Raw genomic sequence first — 2144 nt, 5'->3', positions numbered from 1 at the left:
CCCCCGAGGTCTCCCGCCAGAGCGCCGCCGTCGCCGCGTCCCCCGTGACCGAGGGGATCGGCGCGCGGTTCCACAACGCGGCGTACAACTGCGCTGCGGGTCCCAGCAGTTCGCAGTCCGGGGTGGTGGACGTCGCGCCGTCCGGACCGTCCGTGCCCCGTACGGTCACCGGCGGCTCCTGCGAGATCCGTACCGTCCAGACCGCGTCCGCCACGTCGGTGGCCCGTACCCGCAGCAGCCTCGGCCCGGGTGAGCGCACCCTGCTGGACCGGCGGCCGTGGAAGCCGCGCAGCAGTTCGTCGATCCCGTCCACCGCGAACCAAGACGTGACGAGCGCCGGTTCGACACCGAGGGCGGCCTCGGCGTCCATCCGGTGCACCGTGGTCTCGTGGGCCTGACGGCGTGCCCAGAAGGCCACCGGGGAGGGGGCCCGCAGGAAGTGCCAGCAGTCGGTCGCCGGGTCGGCGGAGGCGAGGGTCCGCGTCAACTCGGCGTGCCCTTCCGCGAACCAGGCGAGCAACGCGGAGCCGTCCAGCGCCGGAGGCTCCTCGATCGCCCGGGGCGAGGTGAGCCCGAGGGCCACGAAGCCCGTCGCCCACCGGTGCACCGCACCCGTGTGGCGGACCAGGTCCCGCACCCGCCATCCCGGGCAGGTCGGCACCGGCGCGTCCGACCCCGCCTCCTTCGCGGCCGCCGCCAGCGACTCGCCCTCCCGGCGCAGTACGTCGACGTGCTCCGCGATGTCCGGTGCGATGTCCATGTCCATCCCATGAGTTTGCCGGAGATCGGCTGTAGTGTGCAGCCATTACGTGCCTCGCCGTGGAGGGATGCGCAAGTGACCCATGTCGAAGACGAGTTGACCACCCAGCCCGAGTGCTGGCAGCGGGCGGCGGACGAGGCGCCCGGTCACCTGACGGCGCTGCCGGCCCCGGGGGAGAGGGTCGCGATCGTGGGCTGCGGCACCTCCTGGTTCATGGCCCAGGCCGCCGCGGCCCTGCGCGAACAGGCCGGTCAGGGCGAGACCGACGCCTTCGCCGCCTCCGAGTTCCCGCACGGCCGCCGCTACGACCGCGTCCTGGCCCTGACCCGCTCCGGCACCACCACCGAGGTGCTCGACCTGCTGACCCGGCTGCGCGCCGACGGCGTGCCCACCACCGCCGTCACCGCCGATCCCGACACCCCCGTCATGGAGGCCGCCGACCGGGTCGTCGTCCTGGCCTACGCCGACGAACGGTCCGTGGTGCAGACCCGGTTCGCCACCACCGCGCTCACCCTGCTGCGCGCCCACCTCGGGCAGCACCCCGAGGAGGCGGTCGCCGACGCGCGGACCGCGCTCGCCACGCCGTTGCCGGAGGGGCTCGTGGACTGCACGCAGTTCACGTTCCTCGGCAAGGGCTGGACGGTCGGCCTCGCCAACGAGGCCGCGCTGAAGATGCGCGAGGCGTCGCTCTCCTGGACCGAGGCGTACCCGGCCATGGAATACCGGCACGGCCCCATCAGCGTCTCCACCCGCTCCACCGCCACCTGGATGCTCGGCGGGGCCCCGGCGGGCCTGGCCGAACAGGTACGCGGCACCGGTGCGCTCTGGGTGGCCGGAGGACTCGACCCGCTGGCCGAACTGGTCCGCGCCCAGCGGCTCGCCGTCGCGGTCGCCGTCGCCCGCGGCCTCGACCCCGACAGCCCGCGCCACCTCACCCGCTCGGTGATCCTCGCCGACGCACCGGCCTGAACGCCCGGCCTGAACACCCCGCCTGAACGCCCCGGCTCCACACCCGCCCCGCAGTCCGTAAAGGAGAGCCGTGCCCCTGGTACCCGCAGGTGACCTGGTCACGGAGGCCGCCGCCGTCCGCCGGGCCGTGGCCGCCTTCAACGTCATCACGCTGGAACACGTCGAGGCGGTGGTCGAGGGAGCCGAGCGGGCAGGCTCCCCGGTGATCGTCCAGGTCAGCGAGAACGCCGTGGCGTTCCACGGCGGGCGGCTGCTGCCGCTGGCCCGGGCCGCCGCGGCGGCGGCCGCCGCGGCCCGGGTGCCGGTGGGGCTGCACCTGGACCACGTCACCGACGACGCCCTGCTGGAGCAGGCGGCGGACGCCGGTTTCAGCTCCGTGATGTACGACGCCTCCCGGCTCCCGCATGCGGCGAAC

The 2144-nt window shown here is 74.5% G+C and carries 3 protein-coding genes; 2 read left to right on the top strand and 1 reads right to left on the bottom strand.

The window, feature by feature from the left end; all coding sequences use genetic code 11:
• On the bottom strand, positions 1 to 766 hold a 766-nt coding region (locus tag ACOV8S_RS29735; RefSeq protein ID WP_448321581.1), incomplete at its 3' end, for a maleylpyruvate isomerase family mycothiol-dependent enzyme.
• 69 nt (positions 767 to 835) lie between these two features.
• On the opposite strand from ACOV8S_RS29735, the gene ACOV8S_RS29730 reads away from it, so the two are divergent.
• Both ACOV8S_RS29730 and ACOV8S_RS29725 read left to right on the top strand, forming a co-directional pair.
• A complete protein-coding gene (locus ACOV8S_RS29730) occupies positions 836 to 1729 on the top strand; it encodes an SIS domain-containing protein (protein WP_448321580.1) in 894 nt (297 codons plus the stop codon).
• Positions 1730 to 1799: 70 nt separating this feature from the next.
• Positions 1800 to 2144, top strand: a 345-nt coding sequence (locus ACOV8S_RS29725; protein WP_448321579.1) for a class II fructose-bisphosphate aldolase, incomplete at its 3' end; no start/stop codon positions are given.

Source organism: Streptomyces sp. CO7, from assembly GCF_053474865.1.
Note: the sequence above shows the minus strand (reverse complement) of the source record. Positions and strands in the feature narration are given on the sequence as shown.